A 24,572-nucleotide genomic window follows, 5' to 3' on the forward strand; every position below is an offset into this window, starting at 1 on the left:
CTTCTCGTGCACGCCGACGCGCCTACGCGATGTGGTCCTCCTGGAGTTCCGCCGTGTGGCGGTTGGTGAAGCGGTTGACCATGCGGTCGGCCTCGCGCTGCGGGAGCGTGGTGCCGTAGGTCGCCTCCACGTCGCCCCTGAACTGGCCCGAGGTCGGATAGCTGCCGTCTATCGACTTCTTGAAGACCAGGTAGTAGTCCTCCTCGGTCGGCTCCGAACCCCCGCCCGCACCCAGCTCACGGGTACGCCCCGGGCCGGACGGGATCGGGAAGGTGCCGGTGTCCTCCGGAGAGGGCTCCGGGGCGGGCTGTTCCTCGAACCGCTGCTCCTCGAACCGCTGCCGCGGGAACGTCTGCTGCGGGAACGTCTGCTGCTCGAACCGCTGCTGTTCCTCGAACTGCTGCCGGGCCCGGAACTGTTGCTGCTCCTCGAACTGCTCGGCCTGCTGCTGCTCCTCGTACCACTGCCGGTACGCGACATCCGGGTCGTACGTCGGGTCGTAGCCGCCCTGATACGCGACGGACTGGGGGTCCCGCGCCTGAAGCCACTGACTCTGCGGCTCGGCGTAGTCCTCCGGCTGCCCGGGAGGCTCGTCCGCCTCGGCGGCGGCGAGCTGTTCCCGGACAGGCGCCGCGTTGCCCGGTACGGCGGACGCCGTCGGTTCCGGCCCGCGCGCCACCTCCAACTGCGGCGCGGGGGGCAGCGCGGGCTCGATGCCGGCCGCGGCCAGGCCCGAGGGGGCGGTTTCGGCGAGCGGGACGCCGTAGCGCGCGAGGCGCAGCGGCATCAGGGACTCCACCGGGGCCTTGCGGCGCCAGGCGCGGCCGAAGCGGGAGCGCAGCCGGGCCTGGTAGACCAGCCGCTCCTGCTCCAGCTTGATGACCTGCTCGTAGGAGCGCAGTTCCCACAGCTTCATCCGGCGCCACAGGAGGAAGGTGGGGAGCGGGGAGAGCATCCAGCGGGTGAGGCGGACGCCCTCCATGTGCTTGTCGGCGGTGATGTCGGCGATCCGGCCGATCGCGTGCCGGGCCGCCTCGACGGAGACCACGAACAGGACCGGGATCACGGCGTGCATGCCGACGCCCAGCGGGTCCGGCCAGGCCGCGGCGCCGTTGAACGCGATCGTGGCGACCGTCAGCAGCCACGCCGTCTGGCGCAGCAGCGGGAAGGGGATCCTGATCCAGGTGAGGAGGAGGTCCAGTGCCAGCAGGACGCAGATGCCCGCGTCGATGCCGATCGGGAAGACGTACGCGAAGTTCCCGAAGCCCTTCTTGAGGGCAAGTTCGCGCACGGCCGCGTACGAACCCGCGAAGCCGATTCCCGCGATGACGAGCGCACCGGCGACGACCAGGCCGATGAGAATCCGGTGCATCCGGGTGAGCTGAATGGGCGCGGACACCCGTACTCCCCTCCCCTTGCGTGTTGTTCCTTGCGTGTTGTTGCGCGCAACAGGGTGGCACATGTGTACGGCGTACGGGTGGGCGGTAGCCAAGGAGCCCGGTCCCCGCAGGACCCGGGCTCCGTCAAATGCGCTGGAACACCTACGAGTTGAGCCGCCGAAGCGGCCGCGATGTCAGCTCTTCGCGGCCGCGGACTTGGAAGGGGAAGCGCTCTTGGAGGCCGACTTCGAAGGGCTCGGGGACTTCGACGGCTTCGCGGACTTCGAGGCGGAAGCGGACGGGGACGTCGACTTCGAGGGTGCGCCGGACCGGTCCGGCGCACCGCCGGACCTGCTGCCGTCCCGGTTCGCGGTGGCCACCGCGGCCACCACCTCCTTGGCCGCCTTCTCGGCGGCCTTCGTCAGGTCGTCCGCGCCGGGCGCCTTGTCGCCGGCCAGACCGGCGCCGTTGTAGTCGAGCGTGATGACGACGTTCTCGACGCGCGTCACGACCGTCTGCTGCTTGAAGGTGCCTTCCTTCTTCTTCAGGTCGTAGTGCACCGCCGTCGACGCGTCGCCGGCCCCGGACACCGGCGCCGAGCCGGAGCCCTTCGCGCCGGTCACCGTCTGCGCGTCCTTGACCTGCTTCTCGTAGTAGGTCTGCGCGAGCTGATTGCCCTCGCCGCGGGCCGCGTCCGAGTCGAAGCGCAGCAGGGAGACGTTCAGCCAGCGGAACTGCGAGCCCTTGACGCCCTTGTTGTCGAGGCTGTTCCAGGAGCAGTTGCCGCGGGTCGCGGCGTCGTTCGACTGGCCTGCCTTGGCCGACTTCAGCCCCTTCGGGACGAGCTCGTCCAGCGTCTTCTTCGAGAGCACCGAGCAGGGTTTCGGCAGCGTCGCGTACGCGGCCTCCTTGACGGCGTTCGCGGTGGCGTCCGGTGATCCCGCCGCACTCGTGCCGGTACTCGGCTTCGCGTCTCCGGAACCGGAACCGGAGCCCGAGTCCGAGCCGGAGTCCGAGGAACAGCCGGCGGCGACGAGCATCACCGGGACGGCGGCTGCGCTGACGAGGATGCGGGTGAGTCGCGGGGCTCGGCCTACTCGCTGTGCTGGTCGGTGCATGGTTCCTTCACTCGTGGCGCTCGTGGTGCGGCCGCACATGGAACGTGCGGCCGGTCGGGTCCGAGGGGCCACGGTACGCGGTGAGGCAGCCGGGTGTTTCCGGTTCCAGGGGTTCGCGGAGGAGCCCCGGCCGCCCCCGCGGGCCCCCTAACCGTTGAACCGGTCGACCAGCTTCTGGGCCAGATTCCGTGCCTTGTCCTGCATTTCCTTGCTGTCCGGGGCGCCCGCGGAGGCGGTCGGCTGCTCGGCGTACTCGACCGTCACGATCACGTTGGACGTGCGGAACACCACAGTCACCGTGCGCTGCTGGGTGGTCGAGGAGGCCGAGTTGAGCTTGTCGTCGAGGAACGCATCGTCGCCCACGGAGTCGAGCCGGCGGGGCTGGAGGTCGGCCGGGGTCCCGCTCGTACCGGCGGAGGGGGTCCCGCCGCCGGTCACGGGAGTGGACGCGGAGGAGGACGGGGTGGGGGCCCCGCTGCCGGAGCCGGAGCCGGAGCCGGTGGCGGACGCGCTGCCGGTGGCGGACGCGGTGGCCGAACCGGCGGGCGCGGGGAGGTCCGCCGCCGCCTCCTTGGTCGCGTAGATGTCCTGGGCGCGGGCGTCGTCGCTGATCGCGTTGTCGTACGAGACCACGCGCTCGAAGTCGACGAGGAGATGGTCGGTGGCGTCGGTCGACTCCACCTTCCAGCCGCAGCCGACGCGGCGGTCGGTGTCGTAGGTGAGGGTGGCCTCGCCCTCGTACGCGGTGTCGCGCTGCTCCTGGTCGGTGATCTGCTTGATGCCGGGCAGCAGCGAGTCGAGGCTGTCGTGGCTGACGGCGGCGCAGGCCTCCGGCAGTGTGCGGTACTTGCCCGGCTGGGCGGCGGGGGTGGTCGCGCCGACGTCACCCGGCTTGGAGTCCGTCGTGGTGTCCCCGCCTCCCGAACCGCCGGTGCAGCCGGCGAGCAGGGCCGCGAGGAGCACGGCGGTCCCGGGGACGTACGCCTTCCGCTGCACGGTGAGGCTCCTCTCGACGGACCCCGGGGCCCGTGGCCCGGGAGGTCCTGTGGTGCTGTCCTGTGGTTATTCGGTTGCCGCGCGGGGGCGGCCCCTGCAGACAATGTGTATCGCACGCACTGCCGTGGACGCCGGTCCGTTGTCCTTTACGTAGACCTTGGCGCCGCTTTTGCGTTGTATGACTTTTGTTGCTTTCCGGGGGAATGAGGATGTTATGTCGTACGTGGAGATGCCGGGCGCGCAGGTACCCATCCGGATGTGGGCCGACCCGGCGTCGGTCGAGGACGTCGCGCTGCGCCAGCTGCAGAACGTGGCGACCCTGCCGTGGATCAAGGGCCTCGCCGTGATGCCGGACGTGCATTTCGGGAAGGGCGCCACGGTCGGGTCGGTCATCGCGATGCGGGACGCGGTGTGCCCGGCGGCGGTGGGCGTCGACATCGGCTGCGGGATGTCCGCGGTCAAGACGTCGCTGACCGCGGGCGACCTGCCGGGGGATCTGTCCCGGCTCCGGTCGAAGGTCGAGCAGGCGATCCCGGTGGGGCGGGGGATGCATGACGCGCCCCTCGAGCCCGGCGACGTGCACGGACTGGCCGCGGCGGGGTGGGACGACCTGTGGGGGCGGTTCGACGGGATCGCGGATGCCGTGAAGTTCCGCCAGGAGCGGGCGGCGAAGCAGATGGGGACGCTCGGCTCGGGCAACCATTTCGTCGAGATCTGCACGGACACGACCGGTTCCGTCTGGCTGATGCTGCACTCCGGTTCGCGGAACATCGGCAAGGAACTGGCCGAGCACCACATCGGCGTCGCCCAGAAGCTCCCGCACAACCAGGGCCTCGTCGACCGTGACCTGGCGGTCTTCGTCGCGGACACCCCGCAGATGGCGGCCTACCGCAACGACCTGTTCTGGGCGCAGGAGTACGCGAAGTACAACCGCACGCTGATGATGGCGCTCCTGAAGGACGTGATCCGCAAGGAGTTCAGGAAGGCGAAGCCGACCTTCGAGCCGGAGGTCAGCTGCCATCACAACTACGTCAACATCGAGCGCTACGAAGGCATGGACCTGCTCGTCACGCGCAAGGGCGCCATCAGCGCCCGCGCCGGGGAGTTCGGCATCATCCCGGGGTCGATGGGGACGGGCTCGTACATCGTGAAGGGCCTCGGCAACGAGAAGTCCTTCAACTCGGCGTCGCACGGCGCGGGCCGGCGCATGAGCCGCAACGCGGCGAAGCGCCGCTTCTCGACGCGGGACCTGGAGGAGCAGACGCGGGGCGTCGAGTGCCGCAAGGACTCCGGCGTCGTCGACGAGATCCCGGGCGCGTACAAGCCGATCGAGCAGGTCATCGAGCAGCAGCGCGACCTCGTGGAGGTCGTGGCGAAGCTGAAGCAGGTCGTCTGCGTGAAGGGCTGAAGCGTGAGCGGGGCCCGGGCCGTCGCCGGTCCGGGCCCTCGTGCGCGGACGCACGGGACTACTTCGCGTGCATCACCGCGTAGATCATCACGAACGCCACGATGTGGATGCCGAAGAGGAAGTACGCGAGGTAGTACCAGACCATGCGTTCGTTCTTCTTCTCCTCGGCCAGCCGGCGTTGCTCCGGGGAGAGCGCGTCCGGCGTCTCGTCCGGCATCACAGCTCCCGGTGGACCTTCGTGTTGGACGCCTGGGCGCGGGGGCGCACCACGAGAAGGTCGATGTTGACGTGGCTGGGGCGGGTGACCGCCCAGGTGATGGTGTCCGCCACGTCGTCGGCGGTGAGCGGTTCGGCAACGCCCGCGTACACCTTCTCCGCCTTCGCCGTGTCGCCGCCGAAGCGGGTCAGCGCGAACTCGTCCGTCTTGACCATGCCGGGCGCGACCTCGATGACACGGACCGGGGTGCCGACGATCTCCAGCCGGAGGGTCTCGGCGAGGACGTGCTCGGCGTGCTTGGCCGCGACGTAGCCGGCGCCGCCCTCGTAGGTGCCGTGGCCGGCGGTGGAGGAGAGCACCACCACCGTGCCGTCGCCGCTGGCGGTGAGGGCGGGCAGCAGGGCCTGGGTGACGTTCAGCGTGCCGATGACGTTCGTCTCGTACATCTGCCGCCACTCGGCCGGGTCGCCGGTCGCCACCGGGTCGGCGCCCAGCGCGCCGCCCGCGTTGTTGACCAGGACGCCGATCGTGCCGAAGGCCGTGGCGAACTCGTCCACCGCCGCGCGGTCCGTGACGTCCAGCGTGTACGCGGCGGCCTGGTGCCCCGCCGCGTTGATCTCCTCGGCCAGCGCCTCGATGCGGTCCTTGCGGCGGGCGGTCAGGACGACGCGGTAGCCGGCCGCGGCGAGCTGCCGGGCCGTCGCCGCGCCGATGCCGCTGCTCGCGCCGGTGACGACGGCGATGCGGGAGGAGGCGGAGGGCGCGGCGGACGTCATGGGCTGCTCCAGAGGCGTACGGCGTACGGCCGCGCGCACGTCGGGGTGCGCGCACGGGCGTACGGCATGCGGTGGTCGGTCCTGGCCAGGATAGGCAGGCGGCCGTCGCGCGCGTCGAGTCCGTCCGCTTCCCGGGCGGGCCGTCTCAGCGCGCGCCGCGCGGCGCGTACATGATCACGGCCATGCCGGCGAGGCAGATCAGCGCGCCGCTGATGTCCCAGCGGTCGGGGCGGTAGCCGTCCGCGACCACGCCCCAGGCGAGCGAGCCGGCCACGAAGACCCCGCCGTACGCGGCGAGGATGCGGCCGAACTCGGCGTCCGGCTGGAGCGTGGCCACGAAGCCGTAGACGCCCAGTGCCATGACGCCGGCGCCGATCCAGAGCCAGCCGCGATGCTCGCGGACGCCTTGCCAGACCAGCCAGGCGCCGCCGATCTCGAAGAGGGCGGCGACGACGAGAGGACCACGGAACGGACGATCACCATGAGGTCACCTTCGCACGGGCGTTCCGCACGGCCGCCGTCACCTGTTGGAGGGCGCCTGTCGGCGGTCAGGGGTGGCATACATCGGGTGACCCGATGAGCGTTCTGGGTGTTCCGAGCGAAGGAAGTGACGGCATGCGGATTCTCTCTGCGGTGGGTGCGCTGGGTGCGGGGGCGGTCGTGGTGGTGGCCGGGGCGTGCCCGGTGCGGGCCCTCTCCCCGGAGGCCGACCTCGCCTACCACGGCTCCGTGGCCATGGCGGCCGGGCTCTTCGACCTGCGGCTGACCCCGCAGAACCACGGCCCGAGCCCGGTCGCCGAAGCGACGGTCCGGCTGCGCTGGTCGGTCCCGCTCGCGGACCAGCAGCGGCTGCCGGACGGCTGCGCGCGCTCGGGCGGGCGCAGCGTGGTGTGCCGGACGGGGGAACTGCCGGCGGACGGGCTGGGGGGTCCGATCGATCTGACGGTACGGCTGCGTGAGGCTCCGTCCGAGGTGACGTTGGAGATCGACACGGTGTGGGGCGGCGGCGCGGTGGACCGCAACCACGCCAACGACCGGCAGCGGGTGCTGGCGCTGGACACGGGTGACTCGTACGCCTTCTAGGGCGTGTTGCGAAAGTCCCGTCTGCCTCGCGACGCCTGGCACGCACTTTTGCCGCACCGGGCGAAAACCCGAGTACGTCCAGTACGCGGGCTTCCGGCCGGTACTCCCCCAGCCTCCGGCCGGGGGAGTACCGGCCGGGAGTCCTCGTAGCGTGCGTACCCGGGTTTTCGCCCGGTGCCGAGGCGCCCGGGGCGGGGGCGGGCCGCGGGGCGGGTGGTCCTCGTCCCCCGGAGGGTGAGGGGCGGCGCCCGGAGGGCAGGGGTGGAGCGGTGCCGCGCCCGGGGAACGGGAGCGGAGTGGCGCCGGGGGGAGAGGGGTCGGGAATAGGTCGGCGGGGGTCGTCGTTTGCGGGTATAGTTGAATCGTAAACAACCTGGAGGGCGAGCGACCATGCAGTTCGGGATATTCACCGTCGGCGACGTGACACCGGATCCGACCACCGGCCGGTCACCGAGCGAGCACGAGCGCATCAAGGCCATGGTCGCCATCGCGCAGAAGGCCGAGGAAGTCGGCCTGGACGTCTTCGCGACCGGTGAGCACCACAACCCGCCGTTCGTGCCCTCGTCGCCGACCACGATGCTCGGCTACGTGGCGGCACGCACCGAGAACCTCATCCTGTCCACCTCCACCACCCTCATCACCACCAACGACCCGGTGAAGATCGCCGAGGACTTCGCGATGCTCCAGCATCTGGCGGAGGGCAGGGTCGACGTGATGATGGGCCGCGGCAACACCGGGCCGGTGTACCCCTGGTTCGGGCAGGACATCCGCCAGGGCATCAACCTCGCCATCGAGAACTACGCGCTGCTGCACCGCCTGTGGCGCGAGGACGTGGTGACGTGGGAGGGCAAGTTCCGTACGCCCCTGCAGTCGTTCACGTCGACGCCCCGGCCGCTGGACGGCGTGGCGCCGTTCGTCTGGCACGGCTCGATCCGCTCCCCGGAGATCGCCGAGCAGGCCGCTTACTACGGCGACGGCTTCTTCCACAACAACATCTTCTGGCCGGCCGACCACACCCGGCGGATGGTCGAGCTCTACCGCGAGCGTTACGCGCACTACGGGCACGGCACCGCCGAGCAGGCCATCGTCGGCCTGGGCGGTCAGGTCTTCATGCGGCACAACTCGCAGGACGCCGTACGGGAGTTCCGGCCCTACTTCGACAACGCGCCGGTGTACGGACACGGGCCGTCCCTGGAGGACTTCACCGACCAGACGCCGCTGACCGTCGGCTCGCCCCAGCAGGTCATCGAGAAGACGCTGACCTTCCGGGAGTACGCCGGTGACTACCAGCGCCAGCTGTTCCTGGTGGACCACGCCGGACTGCCGCTGAAGACCGTGCTGGAGCAGATCGACATGCTGGGCGAGGAGGTCGTCCCCGTCCTGCGCGAGGAGTTCGCCAAGAACCGTCCGGCCACGGTGCCGGACGCCCCGACCCACCGGGCCCGCGTGGCCGCCGCCCGGGAGGTGACCGTCGCATGAGGCTCGTCGTCGTCTCGGCGGGGCTGAGCGTCCCGTCGTCCACCCGGCTGCTGGCCGACCGGCTGGCGGCGGCGACCGTCCGTGAGAGCGCCGCGCGGGTCGAGGTCGTCGAACTGCGCGACCTCGCCGTCGAGATCGCGCACAACCTCACCAACGGGTTCCCCGGGCGGGCCCTGGGCTCCGCGCTCGACGCCGTGACGGCGGCGGACGGCCTGATCGTCGTCACGCCGGTGTTCTCGGCGTCGTACAGCGGCCTGTTCAAGTCCTTCTTCGACGTACTGGACAAGGACGCGCTCGCCGGGAAGCCGGTCCTGATCGCCGCGACCGGCGGCTCGTCCCGGCACTCCCTCGTGACCGAACACGCCCTGCGCCCGCTCTTCGCCTACCTGCGCGCCGTCGTCGTACCGACCGCGGTGTACGCCGCGTCCGAGGACTGGGGCGCGGAGGGACTGGCCGAACGGATCGACCGGGCGGCCGGGGAGCTGGCGGCGCTGATGACGGGACTCTCGGCGGCGGCCGGTACGGCGACGGCCGGGGTCGGTGCGGCACCCGTTCCGAGGGCACCCGTTCCGACGGGGACCGCCCCGACCGGGACCGCCCCGACCGGGACCGTGCCTGTTCGTGCCGTACCCGCGCGGAGCGCGTCCGGTGGTGGCTTCGAGGTCGTCCCTTTCGAGCAGCAGCTCGCGGCGCTGCGGCCGTAGGCGAGCGGGCCGGAAGGCCGGGCGGCCCGTGGCGTGGGCAGGGGTGGGCCGCCACCGTCGTGCGCTTCCGGCCCACCCCCTCCGCACCGGCCCGACCCGGATCGGGGGATCCTCGGGTCGGCCGGGCGGGCATCGCCGGTCCGTCCTGGCATACGGGACAGAGTGGCCCGGCGGGGTAAGGGGCCCGCGCGGGGAGGGGTGAGAGCCGGGTAAGAAGCCCACGCTCACCTGGCCCATCAGGTGGTGGGCGGCCGGGGGCTTGGCAGACTGGGGAGGTGCCCCAGACTGTGCTGCTCGCCGAGGACGACCGTGCCATCCGCCATGCCCTGGAGAGGGCACTGACGCTGGAGGGCTACGCGGTGACGGCCGTCGCCGACGGCGTCGAGGCGCTGGCGCAGGCCCACCGCACTCCACCGGACATCCTGGTCCTGGACGTCATGATGCCCGGCATCGACGGACTCCAGGTGTGCCGTGTGCTGCGCGCGGAGGGGGACCGTACACCGATCCTGATGCTCACCGCCCTGGTCGAGACGGCCGACCGCATCGCGGGCCTGGACGCCGGTGCCGACGACTACGTGGTCAAGCCGTTCGACGTGGAGGAGGTGTTCGCCCGGCTGCGGGCGCTGCTGCGCCGTACGAGCCCGGTGAACGGCGCCCCCGCCGCCGGACCGGAGGTCGCGTCCGCCCCGGCACCGATCCCGGCCCCGGCACCGGCACCGGCGTCCCGGGAGTCCCTGGGGCAGATCTCCGCGGCCGGGCTGCACATGGACGTCCAGGCGCGTCGCGCCTGGCGCGGGCAGCGCGAGCTGGAGCTGACCCGCACCGAGTTCGAACTGCTCGAACTCCTCGTCCGCAACGCGGGCATCGTCCTCGACCACGCCACGATCTACGACCGCATCTGGGGCTACGACTTCGGACCCGGCTCCAAGAACCTCGCCGTCTACGTGGGATACCTGCGCCGCAAACTCGACGGGCCGGGGGCGCCGGCGCTGATCCACACGGTGCGGGGCGTGGGGTACGTCCTGAGGGAGGACTGAGTGCCCCCGGGATGGCTCGCGGGGCTGCGGCCCCGGCGGCTCTCCTCCCTCCGGGCGACCTTCACGCTGTCGTTCGCGGCCGTGGCCGCCGCGGTCACGGTCCTCGTCGGGTTCCTCAGCTACGACGCGGCGGCCCGGCTGGTGCGCGTGGACCAGCAGACCGTCTTCTCCGAGGTCGTGCAGGACCTGCGCGGCCAGGTGCGGGAGACGCCGCTCGACCCGGGTGACTTCTCGTCCTCCGACCCCGACCACGACGGGCCGCTCGACGACATCATCCGGCCCAGCCGTACGGATGTGCAGGTGCTCGGGCGCGGCGGGGCGGTCGCCGACCGCGGGAGACCGGTCCTGCCCGTCGTCGCCGGCGACCGGCGGATCGCCGGGTCCCCGGCCGCGGGTACGTGGGTGGAGCACCGGGAGGTGGACGTCGGAGGGGACCTCTACCGGGTGGCCACGGTCGCGCTCGGCGGCGGGCGGGGCGCGGTGCAGGTCGCCCAGCAGTTCAGCGACACGGAGGATCTGCTGCGGGAGCTCCAGCAGCGGACGGTGCTGCTCGTCGGGGCGGTGGTGATCGCGGCGGGGCTGTTCGGATGGTGGCTGGCGCGGCGGATCACGCGGCGGCTGGTGCGGCTGGCGGGGGCCGCCGAGGACGTGGCGCGCACCGGGCGGCTCGGCATCCAGGTGCCGGTCGCCGGATACGACGAGGTGGCGCGGCTCGGCCGCTCCTTCGACCGGATGCTCGGGCGGCTGGCCCGGTCCGAGGAGGACCAGCGGCGGCTGGTCCAGGACGCGGGGCACGAACTCCGTACGCCGCTGACCTCGCTGCGTACGAACATCTCGATGCTCCGGCGCATCGACGAGCTGCCGCCCGACGCCCGGGAGGAGCTGGTCGCCGACCTCGCCCAGGAGTCCCGTGAGCTGACCGATCTCGTCAACGAACTGGTGGCGCTCGCGGCCGGGCAGTCCGACACCGAGCCCGTGCAGCGGATCGATCTCGCCGATCTCGCCGAGGACGTCGCGATCGTCGCGCGGCGGCGCAGCGGGCGGGATGTCGTCGTGCGGGTGAGCGGTGACACGGCGGTGGACGGGCGTCCGACGGCGTTGCAGCGGGCGGTGTCGAATCTGGTGGAGAACGCGGTGAAGTTCGACCGGGACGGGAAGGTGCCGATCGAGATCGCGGTTGCGGGGCCGGTGCGGGTTGGTACGGGTGCCGGTTCCAGTGGTGCTGGTGTCGGTGCCGGTGCCGTACGTCCCGGCAACGTCCGTCTCGAGGTGCTCGACCGGGGGCCGGGGCTCGCCGAGGGGGATCTCGTGCGGGTCTTCGACCGCTTCTATCGTGCGGCCGATGCGCGCAGTCTGCCCGGGTCCGGGCTCGGGTTGTCCATCGTGCGGGAGGTCGCCATGGGGCATGGTGGGCGTCGTTCGCCTTTCGGCGGGAGGGGGGAGGGTCGGTGTTCGGGTTCACGGTGAGCGGCACGGGTGACCGTCCTCCGCTCGATCCCTGACCCCGGGTGTCTTCGCCCCCGCCGCCCCTACCCGACCCATCCATACCTGGGGCTTCGCCCCCAGACCCCCGTTCGGCCTGGACGGCCTCGTCCTCAATCGCCGGACGGGCTGAGATAGCCCGTCCGGCGATTGAGGACGAGCCCTTCGGGCGATGCGGGGTCTGGGGCGGAGCCCCAGGGACGGGAAGGGTAGGGGCGGCGGGGGCGAAGAACACCCGGGGTTCAGCCGACGTGGACGCGGGGTCGGCACGTGGGGTCCGGTTCCGCCTCGCGGAGGACCTCCCGGGTGACGGGAGCGACCTCGCCCTGCCCGAAGAGGAAGAAGCGCAGGAAGTTCGCGAAGGGATTCCCCTCGGTCCACTCGAAGTAGATGTGCGGAGTGCACCGCGTGCTGTCCCGGACATGGAGGAGCAGCGCCGCGAGCGCGTTGGGCACCGACGCCGACTCCAGCGTCAGCACGCGATAACGCCCGTGCAGCACCTCCCCCCGTACCGTGAGCCCCGTCTCGAACTCGGACGCGTCGAGGACGGTGACCTCGACGAAGACGAAGTCCTCCGTGGTGGGGACGTCGTTGTCGGCGCGGATCTGTTTGATCTTCTCCCGGTACTCGCCGATGTCACGGCTGTCCGGCTCGTTGGCGATGAACCGGATCCGGCGGCTCGCGATGTCACGGACGAAGCGCTCGGCCATGGCGTCGAGGGTCACGCTGGTCACGCGCAGCTCGAAGGCGCGGGCCAGCCGCGAGAGGAGCGAGACGAGGATGATGCCGGCGATGAAGCAGGCGCCGATCTTGACACCGTCGGGACGCTCGATGACGTTGACGACGGTCGTGTAGAGGAAGACGACGGAGATGACGCCGAAGGCGACGGTCCAGTTGCGCTGGCCGGCCTTGCGGGCGGCGATGGTCACCGCGATCGCCGCGGAGCTGATCAGCACCAGCACACCGGTGGCGTACGCACCGCCCTGGGCGTCGACGTCGGCGTCGAAGATCCAGGTGACCAGGAAGGCGACCAGGGTGAAGACGATCACCATGGGGCGGACGGCGCGCGCCCAATGGGGAGCCATGCCGTAGCGGGGCAGGTAGCGGGGCATCAGGTTGAGCAGTCCGGCCATGGCGGAGGCGCCGGCGAACCACAGGATGGCGATCGTCGACACGTCGTACACCGTGCCGAAGACGCCGCCGAGGTACTCGTGCGCGAGGTACGCGAGCGCGCGGCCGTTGGCCTGGCCGCCCGACTCGAACTCCTTCTCCGGGATGAGCACGGTGGTGATGAAGCTGGTCACGATCAGGAACACGCTCATGATCAGCGCGGCCGTGGTCAGCAGCTTCTTCGTGTCCCGGATACGGCCCCCGGGCCTCTCCTCGGTGTCGTCGGGGTCGCCTTCGACGTGCGGCATGACCGCCACGCCGGTCTCGAAGCCGGACAGACCGAGCGCGAGTTTCGGGAAGACCAGCAGGGCCACCCCGATCATCGCGAAGGCGTTCCCGTGCTCCGCGGTCAGGGCCGTGCCCCAGTCGGTGACCACATGCGCCTCGGCGGCCACGTGCCACAGCCCGGTCACCGCGACCACCACGTTGAGCGCCAGGTAGATCCCCACGAGGACGACCGCGACACCGATCGCCTCCAGGAAGCCCTTGAGGAAGACGGCACCGAGCAGGGCCACCAGGATGAGTGTGATGAGCATCTGCCGGTCGTGCAGGGCGTTGGTGAGGTGCGGGTTCTCGACGAGGTGGGTGGAGGCGTCCGCGGCCGAAAGGGTGATGGTGATCAGGAAGTCGGTGGCGGCGAAGCCCAGCAGGGTCAGGACGAAGAGTTTGCCCTTCCAGAACGACAGCAGCCGTTCCAGCATCGCGATCGAGCCCTCGCCCCGGGGGCTCTCCTCGGCCACCCGCCGGTAGACAGGCAGCGCGCCCGCGAGGGTGACGACGACGAGCACGACGGTCGCCACCGGGGACAGCAGTCCGGCGGCCAGGGCGGCGATGCCGGGCTGGTAGCCGAGGGTGGAGAAGTAGTCGACGCCGGTGAGGCACATGACGCGCCACCACCGCTGCCCCTTGTGCACGGGCTCCGGCGTGGCGGGCTCCGGCACCCGGCGGCCCTTGCCCATGTCGGACAGGCCCTCCAGCATCCACGCCCGCAAGCGACTCGTGGGAGCGTGCTCGGTGCTGGCCATCGGCGTGCTCTCCTGACGTGCGGCCCTTCGGTTTGTCCGAGTGCGTGAGTGCGTGAGTGATCGGGTGCGTGAGTGCCTGAGTGCCTGGGTTCCGGAGTTTCCGGCCGTCGAGGAGACGGCGCGATCCGCGTATGCGGAGAGGGAGGCGAGGGCCCGCGGACGAAGGGCCCGCGGACAAAAGGGCCCGGACGCATCAAGCTTGCGTCAGGAGTGGCTGGTCGCGCATCACGGGCGCGTGGGGTGCCAGGTGCCCGGTGCGGGCGGGACGAATGGGGCAGAACCCCATGAGTGTGGTCCTGCCCCACCCGTCCCACCGTCGCGGGCCGGCGCCCCCGCCCGTCAAGGCGGTGTCAACTTCCCCGTGAGCGGCGCCAGGGAAGCGTCAAGGCCGCTGCGCCGCGCGGGCGCCGGGGCGTTGGCTGAGAGGTGATGAACGATGTACGACCGATGCGTGAGGTGCGGCCCGGACGGCTGAAGGTCTACCTCGGGGCTGCCCCGGGCGTCGGCAAGACCTACCGCATGCTCGACGAAGGACACCGCCGGGCGGCGCGCGGCGCCGACGTCGTGGTGGGGTTCGCGCGGTGCCACGGACGCCCGCACACCGAGGCGATGCTCGACGGCCTGGAGCAGGTGCCACCGGTCCGTTGCCGCCACCGGGGTGAGGAGCGCGAGGAGATGGACCTCACCGCGGTCCTCGCGCGCCGTCCGCAGGTCGTGATCGTCGACGAGTTCGCCCATGCCAACGTCCCCGGCGACGGCCGCAACCCGGAGCGCCGCCAGGACATCGAGGAGCTGCTGGCCGCCGGGATCGACGTCATCACGGCGCTGGACATCCGGCACCTGGAATCGCTCGGCGACGTCGTCGAGAGGATCACGCGGGTACCGCAGCGCGAGACCGTGCCCGACGAGGCCGTCCGCCGCGCCGACCGGATCGAACTGGTGGACATGGACCCGCGGGACCTGCGCCGCCGGATGGCGCACGGCACCATCTACCCACCCGAACGGATCGACGCGGCCCTCGCCGACCACTTCCGCCCCGCCAACCTGACCGCGCTGCGCCGGCTGGCCCTGCTGTGGACGGCCGACCGCGTCGACGAGGCGCTGCGGTCGTACCGGCCGGAGCGGGCGGGCGACGGCGGACGGGAGTCCCGCGAGCGGGTCGTGGTCGCGCTCACCGGCGGCCGCGAGGGCGACACCCTCATCCGGCGCGCCGCCCGGATCGCGGGCCTCCCGCGCGCTCTCGACGGGCTCGACGCTCTCGACCCCGTCGGCTCGGGGACGGCCACCCGGGCCGGCAGCGATCTGCTCGCCGTGCACGTGACGCGCAGCGACTCTCTCGCCGCGGGCGCCTCGCACGCCTCCCTCGCCCGGCAGCGGCGGCTCGTCGAGAACCTCGGCGGCAGCTACCACTCGGTCGTCGGCGACGACGTGGCCACCGCGCTGGTCGAGTTCGCGCGGGCCGAGAACGCCACCCAGCTCGTCCTCGGCACCAGCCGCCGCGGACGCGTCGAGCGCTTCGTCACCGGACGCGGCACCGGAGAGACGGTGGTCGGGCTCTCCGCCGACATCGACGTCCACATGGTCACGCACGAGCGGGCGGGCCGGGGCACACTGCTGCCGTCGAGGCGCCGTACGCTGCCCACCGCGCGGCTGGTCGCCGGGCCGGTCGCCGGTCTCGTCCTGCCGGTGCTGCTCACCCTTCTCCTCGCCCAGGCGCGCGGCACCGTCAATCTCACCAGTGAGGCGCTGCTGTTCCTGCTCACCGTGGTGGGTGTGGCCTGCATCGGTGGTGTCGCCTCGGCCGTGATCGCCTCGGTCACGGCGTCGCTGCTGCTCAACTACTGGTTCATCCCGCCGGTCGGCTCGTTCACGCTCGCCGATCCGAACGCCGTGCTCGCGGTGGGCGTCTTCACGGTCGTCGCCGCCACGGTCGCGGCCGTCGTCGACCGGTCGCTGCGGCTGTCCCGGCGCGCCGCCCGCGCCACCGCCGAGGCCGAGACCATGTCGTCGCTCGCGGGCACCATCGTGCGGGGCGGCGAGACGATCCCGGCGCTGCTGGAACGGACCCGGGAGACGTTCGGGACGGATTCCGCCGAACTGGTGGACCGGCCGCCCCCGCCGGGCACGGACAGCGGGGCGGCCGTGGTCGTGCCCGCGGGGCCGGGTTCCCACCTGGTCCTGCGCGGACGCACCCTCGCCTCCTCCGAGCGGCGGGTGCTGGCCGCCTTCGCCGCGCACGTCGGCTCAGCCGTCGAGCGGGCCCGGCTCGCGGAGGCCGCCGCCGAGGTGGAGCCTGTCCGGGCCGCCGACCGGATGCGTACGGCGCTGCTGCGGGCGGTCGGCCACGACCTGCGCACCCCGCTCGCCGCCGGCTGGGCCGCCGTCGCCTCGCTGCGCAGCCGTGACGTCGAGTTCTCCGCCGCGGACCGCGACGAACTCCTCGCCACCGCGGACGAGTCGATGGCCAAGCTGAACCGGCTGGTGGAGAACCTGCTCGACCTCAGTCGTCTGCAGGCCGGCGCGCTCAGTCTGAACCTGCGGGCCACCGCGCTGGAGGAGGTGCTCCCGGCGGCGCTCGCGGACGTTCCCGGGGTCGAGGTCCGCGACCTGGAGAAGCTCCCGGCCGTCCTCGCCGACCCGCCGCTCCTGGAACGGGTGATCGCCAACCTGGCCGGCAACGCCGCCCGGCACACCCCCGCGGGGCGCCCGGTGCTGCTGACCGCCAGCGCGCACGCGGGCCGGGTCGAGGTGCGGGTCGTGGACCGCGGTCCCGGTATCCCGCCGTCGGACCGCGACCGCCTCTTCGAGCCCTTCCAGCGGCTGGGCGACACCGACAACTCGACGGGTCTGGGCCTCGGCCTCGCCCTGTCCCGGGGCCTGACCGAGGCGATGGACGGCACCCTCGTCCCGGAGGACACCCCGGGCGGCGGGCTCACGATGGTGCTGTCGCTGCCGTGCGCGCGGGACGCGCAGGAAGCGCGGGACGGTGTGCCGCCGGCGGTGGTGCCGTAGAAGGGGTGTCGGGTGTCGGGCGTTGTCGGCGGCGGTGCCCTGGAAGGGCGGGGTGCGCCGTCAGCGGTGGTGCCGTAGCCCGGTGCCCCGCGGCTCGCCCCGGCGCACCGATCCCGGCGCGCGGGCGGCCGGCCGGTCGGCGTGGGCCGCCGAGGTCAGCTGCCACGGCACGCTCGTGACCATGACACCCGGGGTGAACAGCAGCCGGTTCTTCAGCCACAGGGCCGACTGGTTGTGGAGGAGGTTCTCCCACCAGCGGCCGACGACGTACTCGGGGATGAAGACGGCGACGATGTCGCGCGGGCTCTCCCTGCGCACCGAGCGGACGTACTCCACGACCGGCCGGGTCACCTCGCGGTAGGGCGAGTCGATGACCTTCAGCGGGACCTCGATGCCGTACTCCTCCCAGTGCCTGCACAGCGCCGCCGCCTCGTCGCGGTCCACGGAGACCGTCAGCGCCTCCAGATGGTCGGGGCGCAGCGCCCGCGCGTAGGCGAGGGCGCGCAGCGTGGGCTTGTGCAGGGTGGACACCAGGACGATGGCCAACACCCTTGAGGGGAAGGTGAGTTCTGTCTTCGGGTCGGTCACCGCCAGTTCCGTCGCGGTGGTGTCGTAGTGACGGCGGATCCCGCGCATCATCACCCACAGCACGACGGCCGCGAGGACGGCGAGCCACGCGCCCTGGGTGAACTTGGTGGCGAGCACGATCACCAGGACCAGGCCGGTGACGACCGCGCCGATCGTGTTGATCACGCGGGCCGTGTGATGGTGACGGCGCCGTGCCGGGTCGTGTTCGGCGCGCAGTTCGCCGTTCCAGTGCCGGACCATGCCGAGCTGGGAGAGCGTGAAGGAGGTGAACACGCCCAGGATGTAGAGGTGGATGAGGCTGGTGACGTTCGCCTTGAAGCCCCACAGCAGCAGGCAGGCGACGATCGCCAGCGCCAGGATGCCGTTGGAGAAGGCCAGCCGGTCGCCGCGGTTGTGCAACTGGTGGGGCAGGAAGCGGTGCTGGGCCAGGATCGAGGCGAGCAGCGGGAAGCCGTTGAAGGCGGTGTTCGCCGCCAGGATCAGGACGAGCGCGGTCACGGTCTGGATGAGGTAGAAGCCGAGGCTGTGCTCGCCGCCGAAGACCGCCGCCGCGATCTGGGCGATGACCGTGCGCTGGGTGTAGGCGGAGCAGGAGCCGGTCAGGCCCGTCAGGCGGCACGGGTCGCCCGTGATGTGCACCTTCGTGATCAGCGCGAGCGCGGTGACGCCCGCGAACATGACGACCGCGGTGATGCCCATCGCCGCGAGCGTGGCGGCCGCGTTCGCGGACTTGGGCTTGCGGAACGCCGGTACGCCGTTGGAGATGGCCTCCACTCCCGTCAGCGCCGTGCAGCCGGAGGAGAACGCGCGCAGGACCAGCATCAGCAGGGCGAGGCCGGTGAGGCCCGCGTCGGAGGGGGCCGCGGTGATGCCGTAGGCCGCGCTCTCGGCGACCGGCGCGTCCCCGAGGGCGCAGCGGACCAGGCCCGTGATCACCATGATGAGTACGCCGCCGACGAAGAGGTAGGTGGGGGCGGCGAAGGCCCGTCCCGACTCGCGTACGCCCCGCAGGTTGGTCGCGGTCAGGGCCGCGACGAAGCCGATGGCGAGCAGGACGCGGTGGGGGGCCAGTTGGGGGAGGGCGGAGATGATGTTGTCCACGCCGGAGGCGACCGAGACGGCCACCGTCATGACGTAGTCGACGAGGAGGGAGGCGGCCACCACGAGACCGGCCGAGGGGCCGAGGTTGGTCGACACCACCTCGTAGGAGCCGCCGCCGCTCGGGTAGGCGTGCACCACCTGGCGGTACGACAGCACCACGACCGTCATCAGGGCGATGACGGCGGCCGCGATCCACGGGGCGAAGTGCAGATACGCCAGGCCGCCGAGCGCGAGGACGAGCAGGATCTCCTGGGTCGCGTACGCCACCGAGGACAACGGGTCCGAGGCGAAGACGGGCAGCGCGAGCCGTTTGGGCAGGAGCGTCTCGTGCAGCTCTTCGCTCCGCATGGCCCGGCCGATCACCAGCCGTTTGAGGATCCCCGTCACGTTGAACACGGCCGGAGACTAAGCCGGGTCGGCGTCCGGGAGGGGGAGGGCGAACGGCCCGGGGACCTTTAAGGGACCGTTAGGGTCCCGGCGTACGGGTGCAGATGGAGCAAGGGACGCGGGACGGTCCCGGCCTGCTCGGAGCGGACGGACACCCGCCCGCTCCTCGCGACACGCCCTAGTCCGTCGAGCCCGGCCACTCCTCCCGCAGCATCCCGAACAGCACGGTGTCGTACCGTCTGCCCGCCACCGGTACGGCGCCGCGACGCCGGCCCTCCTCGCGGAAGCCCGCCCTGGTGAAGGCTCGGACGGCCCGCTCGTTGCCGCTCCAGGTGTCCAGCTCGACCCGGTGCAGCCCGAACGCCCGGAACAGGTGACCCACCAGCAGCAGCAGCGCCTCGGAACCGTGGCCCCGGCCCCAGTGGTCCCGGTCGCCGATGGTGACGCCGACCGTGGCCTGCCCGGCGAACGGGTCCAGGTCCCGGTAGTCCACCATGCCGATCACCGAGCCGTCGGCCCGGTCCTCGACGGTGAGGACGGCCGACTCCCTCGGGTCGAGCCGCAGCATCGTCTCGAAGCCGCGTGCGAGGGCCTCGGCCGTGACCGGGCCGAAGCACGGGTCGCCGCCCGTGGCCCAGTGCACCACCTCGGGATCGTTGCGCCACCGCAGATGGTGTTCCGCGTCCTCGGCGCGCAGGGCGCGCAGCTTCACCGATGTGCCTTCGAACATGCGGCGATCCTAAAAGACGGGGGTTCGACGCGGGGATCAATAGTGACGGCGCATTCGGGAGGGGTGGGTCCTACTCCAGGCCCGACATCCTGAAGACCGTCTGCGCCGTCTCGCGGTCGATCCGTTCCGAGACGCGGCGCAGGGCGGTCTCTCCGCAGGTCAGCGAGCCGCGGCGGGCCGAGCGGCGGGCGTCCTCGTCGAGGCGGTGCCACAGCGGGGGGTTGGCGACCAGGACGCGGGGGTCGATCTCGGCCCGGGCGCCGAAGGCGTCCCGCAGGACGAGGCGCTGCCCGACCCCGTCCAGGCAGCGCACCGACACCAGGTGGTCGGTGCGTACCCGGTGCCCGCGCAGTGGCCCGCGTGTGCTCAGCCAGCCCTCGCCGGCGGCGACCCGGGAGGGGTACAGCACCAGGAACAGCAGCACCGCGAGCGCGGTCCACAGCGAGGCGCGTACGGGGGTGAGGCTGCCGGCGGCTCCGTCGATCAGCAGCAGGAGGGCGAGGAGAGCGCCCGCGCAGCGGAGCGCACTGCGCAGGTCTCTTTCCCAGAGGCGGTCGTACGCCACCTCGACCGGTTCCCTGTGCGGGACCGGCGCGGGGGCGTCGCGGGGGTGGTCGCGGCGGTCCATGGCACCGACGGTAGAGAGCGCGAAAGCCGTGGTCACCCCGCCTTGACGGCCCTTTGACGGGCGGGGGCGTCAGGGTTGTGACAAGGCCGCGGGGACCGGCGGTCCCGAGGTGATCACCGTCCCGGTGCCGCCCCCCCCGGAGGCTCGCGTATGGGTTGCGTCAAGGCCGTACGAGCCGCCGTAAGGGAGACGTCAACGGCGCTCGATTCCAGCCATCGAGGGGTTTTGCTCTAAGCGTCCGAGTCGTTTTCCGATCCTCATCCAGGAGCTCACGATGGCCGATCTGGCCTTCGTCGTCACCACGATCGCGGTGTTCGCGCTGGTGGCGCTCGTCGCCAAGGGGGTGACGAAGCTGTGACCGCCGAGAACGTCGTCGGCCTGATCGTGGCCGTCGCCCTGCTGGGCTATCTCGTCCTCGCTCTCGTCTTCCCGGAGAGGTTCTGAGTCTCGACATGAGTCCCGTCCTCGCCGGCGTGCTCCAGCTGATCGCTCTCATCGCGGCGCTGGCTCTCGCCTACATCCCGCTTGGCGACTACATGGCCAAGGTCTACTCCTCCGACAAGCACTGGCGTGTCGAGAAGTGGATCTACAAGGGCATCGGCGCCAATCCGAACACGGAGATGCGCTGGCCCGCCTACCTGCGCGGTGTCCTCGCCTTCTCCGCCGTCGGCGTCCTCTTCCTCTATCTGCTCCAGCGGCTGCAGGGCCACCTGCCCGGTTCGCTCGGCTTCGCCGCGATCGACCCGGACCAGGCGTTCAACACGGCCGCGTCGTTCGTGTCGAACACCAACTGGCAGTCGTACTACGGCGAGCAGGCCATGGGCCACGTCGTGCAGACCGCCGGCCTCGCCGTCCAGAACTTCGTCTCCGCGGCCGTCGGTATCGCGGTCGCCGTGGCCCTCGTACGAGGGTTCGCGCGCTCCCGCACCGGTGAGCTCGGCAACTTCTGGTCGGACCTGGTGCGCGGCACCGTGCGCATCCTGATCCCGCTCTCGGTGGTCGGCGCGATCGTGCTGGTGGCGTGCGGGGCGATCCAGAACTTCTCCGGTATCCACGAGGTCGGCCAGTTCATGGGCGGCTCGCAGCAGTGGAACGGCGGGGCGGTCGCCTCGCAGGAGGCCATCAAGGAGCTGGGCACCAACGGCGGCGGTTACTTCAACGCCAACTCCGCCCACCCCTTCGAGAACCCCACCCCGTTCACCAACATCTTCGAGATCTTCCTGCTGCTGGTCATCCCGTTCGCGCTGACCCGCACCTTCGGCCGGATGGTCGGCTCGCTCAAGCAGGGTTACGCGATCCTCGCCACCATGGCCACCATCTGGGTCGGTTTCGTCGCGCTGATGATGTGGACCGAGTTCGCCCACCACGGCCCGGCGTTCCAGATCGCCGGCGGGGCGATGGAGGGCAAGGAGCAGCGCTTCGGCGTCGGCGCGTCCTCGATCTTCGCGGTGTCCACGACCCTGACCTCGACCGGTGCGGTGGACTCCTTCCACTCGTCGTTCACCGGTCTCGGTGGCGGCATCACGATTCTGGGCATGCAGCTCGGCGAGATCGCGCCCGGCGGTACCGGGTCCGGCCTCTACGGCATCCTGATCATGGCGGTCATCGCGGTGTTCATCGCCGGTCTGATGGTCGGCCGTACCCCGGAGTACCTGGGCAAGAAGATCGGCACCCGCGAGATGAAGTTCGCGGCCTGCTACATCCTCATCACCCCGGCGCTGGTGCTCGTCTTCACCGCCGCGGCGATGGCGCTGCCCACTCCCGGCCACTCGATGACCAACAGCGGGGCGCACGGATTCTCCGAGATCCTGTACGCCTACTCCTCGGGTGCCAACAACAACGGTTCGGCCTTCGCGGGTCTGAACGCGGACACGCAGTGGTTCAACAGCACGATCGGTCTCGCGATGCTGCTGGGCCGGTTCCTGCCGATGGTGTTCGTCCTGGCGCTGGCGGGTTCGCTCGCCGAGCAGAAGCCGGTCCCCGTCACCGCGGGCACCCTGCGCACCGAGAAGCCGTTGTTCACCGGTCTGCTGGTGGGCGCGATCCTGATCATCACCGGTCTGACCTACTTCCCGGCCCTCGCGCTGGGTCCGCTGGCCGAGGGGCTGGCGTCATGACCACCGACGTAACGAACCAAGAGGACGAGATGTCCACAGCCACTCCGACCCGGGCGCCGCACAGCGATGTGCCGACCGGTCACAAGTCCGACGAAGGGCGTGTCGGCGCGGGTCTGTTCGACCCGCAGCAGCTGCTGAGGTCGCTGCCGGACGCCTTCCGCAAGCTCGACCCGCGGGTGATGATCAAGTCGCCCGTCATGTTCGTGGTGCTGGTCGGCTCGGTCCTGACGACGGTCTTCTCCTTCAAGGACCCGGGTGACTGGTTCGGCTGGGCGATCAGTGCCTGGCTGTGGCTGACCGTGATCTTCGCCAACCTGGCGGAGGCGGTGGCCGAGGGCCGTGGCAAGGCCCAGGCGGACACGCTGCGCAAGGCCAAGACCGACACGATCGCCCGTCGGCTGTCCTCGGACGGCAAGGCCGAGGAGCAGGTGCCCGGCACCGACCTGCGCGTCGGTGACCTGGTGGTCTGCGAGGCGGGCGACATCATCCCCGGTGACGGTGACGTCGTCGAGGGCGTCGCGTCCGTCGACGAGTCGGCCATCACGGGTGAGTCGGCCCCGGTCATCCGTGAGTCCGGCGGTGACCGCTCGGCCGTGACCGGTGGTACGAAGGTCCTCTCCGACCGGATCGTCGTCAAGATCACGACGAAGCCCGGCGAGACCTTCATCGACCGGATGATCGCGCTGGTCGAGGGCGCGTCCCGGCAGAAGACCCCGAACGAGATCGCGCTGAACATCCTTCTCGCGTCCCTCACGATCGTCTTCCTGCTCGCGGTGGCCACGCTGCCGCCGTTCGCCGACTACGCGGGCACGCACCTGACCATGATCGTGCTGGTGGCCCTCCTGGTCTGTCTGATCCCGACCACGATCGGCGCGCTGCTCTCCGCGATCGGCATCGCGGGCATGGACCGGCTGGTGCAGCGCAACGTGCTGGCCATGTCCGGCCGCGCGGTCGAGGCGGCGGGCGACGTGTCGACCCTCCTCCTGGACAAGACCGGCACCATCACCCTCGGCAACCGTCAGGCCGCCGAGTTCGTACCGGTGACCGGCACCACCGAGGCCGAGGTCGCGGACGCCGCCCAGCTCTCCTCGCTGGCCGACGAGACACCCGAGGGCCGCTCCATCGTCGTCCTGGCGAAGGAGAAGTACGGTCTGCGCGAGCGCCACCAGGGCGAACTCGCGGGCGCCGAGTGGATCGCGTTCACCGCCCAGACCCGGATGTCGGGTGTGGACGTCGACGGGCGCAGGATCCGCAAGGGCGCGGCCGGTTCGGTCGTGGCCTGGGTCACGGAGCGGGGTGGCGAGGTGTCCGCGGACGCCTCCACCCTCTCCGACCGGATCTCCCAGGCGGGCGGGACCCCGCTGCTGGTGGCCGTCGAGGACACCGCGGGCGCACGCGTCCTCGGAGTGATCCACCTCAAGGACGTCGTCAAGGAGGGCATGCGCGAGCGGTTCGACGAGCTGCGCCGGATGGGGATCAGGACCGTCATGATCACGGGTGACAACCCGCTGACGGCCAAGGCGATCGCGGACGAGGCCGGCGTCGACGACTTCCTCGCGGAGGCCACTCCCGAGGACAAGATGGCGCTCATCAAACGCGAGCAGGCCGGCGGCAAGCTGGTCGCGATGACCGGCGACGGCACCAACGACGCGCCGGCGCTGGCCCAGGCGGACGTCGGCGTGGCGATGAACACGGGCACGTCGGCCGCCAAGGAGGCCGGCAACATGGTCGACCTCGACTCGAACCCGACCAAACTCATCGAGATCGTCGAGATCGGCAAGCAGCTCCTCATCACCCGGGGCGCGCTGACGACGTTCTCCATCGCCAACGACGTCGCGAAGTACTTCGCGATCATCCCGGCACTGTTCGCGGCGGTCTACCCGGGCCTGGACAAGCTGAACATCATGCACCTGTCCTCGCCCGACTCCGCGATCCTGTCGGCGGTCATCTTCAACGCGCTGATCATCATCGCGCTGGTGCCGCTGGCCCTGCGGGGTGTGCGGTACCGGCCCATGAGCGCCGACCGGATGCTGCGGCGCAACCTCGGGATCTACGGCATCGGCGGCCTGATCGCCCCCTTCGTCGGCATCAAGATCATTGACCTGCTCATCTCCCTCATCCCCGGAATCGGCTGA

General features: G+C 71.2%; 18 protein-coding genes and 2 pseudogenes. 10 read left to right on the top strand and 10 right to left on the bottom strand.

Going from position 1 to position 24,572, the window contains the following annotated elements:
- Positions 1-22: 22 nt before the first annotated feature.
- The 3 genes from HEP85_RS22880 to HEP85_RS22890 all read right to left on the bottom strand — a co-directional run bounded on the left by HEP85_RS22880 (position 23) and on the right by HEP85_RS22890 (position 3,493).
- Positions 23-1,372, bottom strand: coding sequence for a DUF2637 domain-containing protein (locus HEP85_RS22880; RefSeq protein ID WP_369658132.1), 1,350 nt, complete (start codon positions 1,370-1,372; stop codon positions 23-25).
- 201 nt (positions 1,373-1,573) lie between these two features.
- Positions 1,574-2,497 (bottom strand): DUF3558 family protein, encoded by a 924-nt coding sequence (locus HEP85_RS22885; RefSeq protein ID WP_168529429.1) that lies wholly within the window; start codon positions 2,495-2,497, stop codon positions 1,574-1,576.
- A 147-nt stretch (positions 2,498-2,644) separates the two neighbouring features.
- Positions 2,645-3,493, bottom strand: a complete 849-nt coding sequence (locus tag HEP85_RS22890) for a DUF3558 domain-containing protein (RefSeq protein ID WP_168529431.1) — start codon at positions 3,491-3,493, stop codon at positions 2,645-2,647.
- Positions 3,494-3,707: 214 nt separating this feature from the next.
- On the opposite strand from HEP85_RS22890, the gene HEP85_RS22895 reads away from it, so the two are divergent.
- A complete protein-coding gene (locus HEP85_RS22895) occupies positions 3,708-4,901 on the top strand; it encodes an RtcB family protein (protein WP_168529432.1) in 1,194 nt (397 codons plus the stop codon).
- A gap of 58 nt (positions 4,902-4,959) precedes the next feature.
- Here the strand turns inward: HEP85_RS22895 and HEP85_RS22900 are convergent, their stop codons facing one another.
- The 3 genes and pseudogenes from HEP85_RS22900 to HEP85_RS22910 form a co-directional block, all read right to left on the bottom strand.
- Positions 4,960-5,118, bottom strand: a complete 159-nt coding sequence (locus HEP85_RS22900) for a hypothetical protein (protein WP_168529434.1) — start codon at positions 5,116-5,118, stop codon at positions 4,960-4,962.
- Entirely contained in the window at positions 5,118-5,894 is a 777-nt protein-coding gene (locus HEP85_RS22905; RefSeq protein WP_329289578.1) for an SDR family NAD(P)-dependent oxidoreductase, read from the bottom strand. Before HEP85_RS22905 ends, HEP85_RS22900 begins: the two co-directional genes overlap by 1 nt.
- 145 nt (positions 5,895-6,039) lie before the next feature.
- Positions 6,040-6,377 (bottom strand): annotated as a pseudogene (locus HEP85_RS22910) (YnfA family protein).
- A 132-nt stretch (positions 6,378-6,509) separates the two neighbouring features.
- Here HEP85_RS22910 and HEP85_RS22915 point away from each other — a divergent pair.
- From HEP85_RS22915 to HEP85_RS22935, 5 genes and pseudogenes are all read left to right on the top strand, one after another.
- Positions 6,510-6,977 carry a hypothetical protein gene (locus tag HEP85_RS22915; RefSeq protein ID WP_168529436.1) on the top strand — a complete coding sequence of 156 codons (468 nt, stop codon included), beginning with the start codon at positions 6,510-6,512 and terminating at the stop codon, positions 6,975-6,977.
- A 390-nt stretch (positions 6,978-7,367) separates the two neighbouring features.
- Positions 7,368-8,456: an LLM class flavin-dependent oxidoreductase gene (locus HEP85_RS22920; RefSeq protein WP_168529438.1), complete on the top strand. Its 1,089-nt coding sequence runs from the start codon at positions 7,368-7,370 to the stop codon at positions 8,454-8,456.
- On the top strand, positions 8,453-9,160 hold the full coding sequence (locus tag HEP85_RS22925; protein WP_168529440.1) for an FMN reductase: 708 nt from the start codon (positions 8,453-8,455) through the stop codon (positions 9,158-9,160). Before HEP85_RS22920 ends, HEP85_RS22925 begins: the two co-directional genes overlap by 4 nt.
- Positions 9,161-9,435: 275 nt before the next feature.
- Entirely contained in the window at positions 9,436-10,197 is a 762-nt protein-coding gene (locus HEP85_RS22930; protein WP_168529442.1) for a response regulator transcription factor, read from the top strand.
- A pseudogene (locus HEP85_RS22935) lies at positions 10,198-11,699 on the top strand (sensor histidine kinase).
- Positions 11,700-11,921: 222 nt separating this feature from the next.
- Here HEP85_RS22935 and HEP85_RS22940 read toward each other — a convergent pair.
- A complete protein-coding gene (locus HEP85_RS22940; RefSeq protein WP_168529444.1) occupies positions 11,922-13,874 on the bottom strand; it encodes an APC family permease in 1,953 nt (650 codons plus the stop codon).
- A 447-nt stretch (positions 13,875-14,321) separates the two neighbouring features.
- Here HEP85_RS22940 and HEP85_RS22945 point away from each other — a divergent pair, with 447 nt between their 5' ends.
- Complete coding sequence (locus HEP85_RS22945; protein ID WP_168533922.1) at positions 14,322-16,886, top strand: ATP-binding protein; 2,565 nt, start codon at positions 14,322-14,324, stop codon at positions 16,884-16,886.
- Positions 16,887-16,946: 60 nt separating this feature from the next.
- Here the strand turns inward: HEP85_RS22945 and HEP85_RS22950 are convergent, their stop codons facing one another.
- The 3 genes from HEP85_RS22950 to HEP85_RS22960 form a co-directional block, all read right to left on the bottom strand.
- A complete protein-coding gene (locus HEP85_RS22950) occupies positions 16,947-18,971 on the bottom strand; it encodes an APC family permease (RefSeq protein WP_168529446.1) in 2,025 nt (674 codons plus the stop codon).
- A gap of 169 nt (positions 18,972-19,140) precedes the next feature.
- Positions 19,141-19,692 (bottom strand): GNAT family N-acetyltransferase, encoded by a 552-nt coding sequence (locus HEP85_RS22955; RefSeq protein WP_168529448.1) that lies wholly within the window; start codon positions 19,690-19,692, stop codon positions 19,141-19,143.
- Positions 19,693-19,762: 70 nt separating this feature from the next.
- On the bottom strand, positions 19,763-20,320 hold the full coding sequence (locus tag HEP85_RS22960; protein ID WP_248002042.1) for a hypothetical protein: 558 nt from the start codon (positions 20,318-20,320) through the stop codon (positions 19,763-19,765).
- 354 nt (positions 20,321-20,674) lie between these two features.
- Between HEP85_RS22960 and kdpF the strand changes: the two genes are divergently transcribed.
- Genes kdpF through kdpB form a run of 3 tightly spaced genes read left to right on the top strand, consistent with a single transcriptional unit; the run spans position 20,675 to position 24,572 of the window.
- Positions 20,675-20,764 carry a K(+)-transporting ATPase subunit F gene (kdpF, locus tag HEP85_RS22965; protein ID WP_037896654.1) on the top strand — a complete coding sequence of 30 codons (90 nt, stop codon included), beginning with the start codon at positions 20,675-20,677 and terminating at the stop codon, positions 20,762-20,764.
- Between the two features lie 8 nt (positions 20,765-20,772).
- Complete coding sequence (gene kdpA / locus HEP85_RS22970) at positions 20,773-22,437, top strand: potassium-transporting ATPase subunit KdpA (RefSeq protein WP_168529450.1); 1,665 nt, start codon at positions 20,773-20,775, stop codon at positions 22,435-22,437.
- The gene (gene kdpB / locus HEP85_RS22975; RefSeq protein WP_211118044.1) at positions 22,434-24,572 is read left to right on the top strand and encodes a potassium-transporting ATPase subunit KdpB; all 2,139 of its coding nucleotides are present in this window, start codon (positions 22,434-22,436) and stop codon (positions 24,570-24,572) included. The genes kdpA and kdpB overlap by 4 nt, the downstream gene beginning before the upstream one ends.

This window comes from Streptomyces sp. RPA4-2, assembly GCF_012273515.2.
In the GTDB taxonomy this organism is placed as follows: Bacteria; Actinomycetota; Actinomycetes; order Streptomycetales; family Streptomycetaceae; genus Streptomyces; species Streptomyces kaempferi.

Coding starts and splice junctions, on each gene's coding strand:
- HEP85_RS22885 (WP_168529429.1), bottom strand. CDS start 2,497: ATGCACCGACCAGCACAGCGAGTAGGCCGAGCCCCGCGACTCACCCGC.
- HEP85_RS22915 (WP_168529436.1), top strand. CDS start 6,510: ATGCGGATTCTCTCTGCGGTGGGTGCGCTGGGTGCGGGGGCGGTCGTG.
- kdpA (WP_168529450.1), top strand. CDS start 20,773: ATGAGTCCCGTCCTCGCCGGCGTGCTCCAGCTGATCGCTCTCATCGCG.
- HEP85_RS22955 (WP_168529448.1), bottom strand. CDS start 19,692: ATGTTCGAAGGCACATCGGTGAAGCTGCGCGCCCTGCGCGCCGAGGAC.
- HEP85_RS22905 (WP_329289578.1), bottom strand. CDS start 5,894: ATGACGTCCGCCGCGCCCTCCGCCTCCTCCCGCATCGCCGTCGTCACC.
- HEP85_RS22900 (WP_168529434.1), bottom strand. CDS start 5,118: ATGCCGGACGAGACGCCGGACGCGCTCTCCCCGGAGCAACGCCGGCTG.
- HEP85_RS22925 (WP_168529440.1), top strand. CDS start 8,453: ATGAGGCTCGTCGTCGTCTCGGCGGGGCTGAGCGTCCCGTCGTCCACC.
- HEP85_RS22960 (WP_248002042.1), bottom strand. CDS start 20,320: ATGGACCGCCGCGACCACCCCCGCGACGCCCCCGCGCCGGTCCCGCAC.
- HEP85_RS22920 (WP_168529438.1), top strand. CDS start 7,368: ATGCAGTTCGGGATATTCACCGTCGGCGACGTGACACCGGATCCGACC.
- HEP85_RS22895 (WP_168529432.1), top strand. CDS start 3,708: ATGTCGTACGTGGAGATGCCGGGCGCGCAGGTACCCATCCGGATGTGG.
- HEP85_RS22880 (WP_369658132.1), bottom strand. CDS start 1,372: ATGCACCGGATTCTCATCGGCCTGGTCGTCGCCGGTGCGCTCGTCATC.
- HEP85_RS22940 (WP_168529444.1), bottom strand. CDS start 13,874: ATGGCCAGCACCGAGCACGCTCCCACGAGTCGCTTGCGGGCGTGGATG.
- HEP85_RS22945 (WP_168533922.1), top strand. CDS start 14,322: ATGCGTGAGGTGCGGCCCGGACGGCTGAAGGTCTACCTCGGGGCTGCC.
- kdpB (WP_211118044.1), top strand. CDS start 22,434: ATGACCACCGACGTAACGAACCAAGAGGACGAGATGTCCACAGCCACT.